The organism is Bradyrhizobium sp. P2_E8 (assembly GCF_056403875.1).
This window is the reverse complement of sequence record NZ_JBFUES010001609.1, coordinates 1-1,013: the sequence shown is the minus strand read 5'-3', so window position 1 is coordinate 1,013 and position 1,013 is coordinate 1. Positions and strand designations below refer to the sequence as shown.

At 62.6% G+C, this 1,013-nt stretch carries 1 protein-coding gene; it reads left to right on the top strand.

Annotated elements, in window-relative coordinates:
- Nucleotides 1-316: 316 nt before the first annotated feature.
- The gene (locus AC1D00_RS42685; protein WP_477014858.1) at nt 317-913 is read left to right on the top strand and encodes a 5-formyltetrahydrofolate cyclo-ligase; all 597 of its coding nucleotides are present in this window, start codon (nt 317-319) and stop codon (nt 911-913) included.
- The last annotated feature ends 100 nt before the right edge of the window (nt 914-1,013 follow it).

The following is a 1,013-nucleotide window of genomic DNA, read 5'->3' as shown; positions in this document are numbered from 1 at the left end:
TTAGGGAACTGTCCCTGGCCGGGCCCGTGGGCCCGGACATATGGTGCCCACCTACTTTCGTAGGRAACTCCGGGATCGAGTGCTTCAACGGCGTCCGCGGCTTCGCACTTTTGTTTGCTTGGTTTGTGCTTGTCGAAATTGCGTCCCCGACACGCTTGCGGTTCAATCAAAGTCCCGGTGTCATGCCCCGGCTTGACCGGGGCATCCAGTACGCCGCGGCGTCTCGGTTCTTGCAACTGGCGTCTCTGGAATACTGGATCGCCCGCTTTCGCGGGCGATGACGGCAGACGGGCTCTGCCTTCGGGGGAAAGCGCGCATGTCCAATTCCAAAGCCGAACTCCGTGCCAAGGCCCTCGCCAAACGCGACGCGCTGAGCGAGAAGAAGCGCGCCGCTGCGGCCACCAAGCTCGCCAAGCGCGGGCTGCCATTCAAGCTGCTGCCCGGCAGCATCGTCTCCGGTTATTCGCCGATCCGCAGCGAGATCGATCCGATGCCGCTCTTGAGGAAGCTCGCCGAGGAGGGCGCAAGGCTGGCGCTGCCTTGCGTCACCGCGCGCGGCCAGTCGCTGGTCTTCCGTATCTTTCATCCGAGCGACCGGCTGATGCTGGGTCCGCTCGGCATTCCCGAGCCGTCGCCGGCCGCCGCCGAAGTCATCCCCGACATCATGCTGACGCCGCTCGCGGCCTTCGACCGCCTCGGCCACCGCATCGGCTACGGTGCGGGGCATTACGATTTCACCTTCGCGCACTTACGCAAGACCAAGCAAATCGTCGGCATCGGTCTTGCCTTTGCCGCGCAGGAGATCGAGGCGGTTCCGGCACTATCCCACGACGTCGCGCTGGATTATGTGCTAACGGAATCGGACGTGTTCGATTTCCGGAGTTCTGAAGTTGCGCATTCTCTTCGTGGGTGATGTCGTCGGTCGTAGCGGTGCTAACGGAATCGGACGTGTTCGATTTCCGGAGTTCTGAAGTTGCGCATTCTCTTCGTGGGTGATGTCGTCGGTCGTAGCG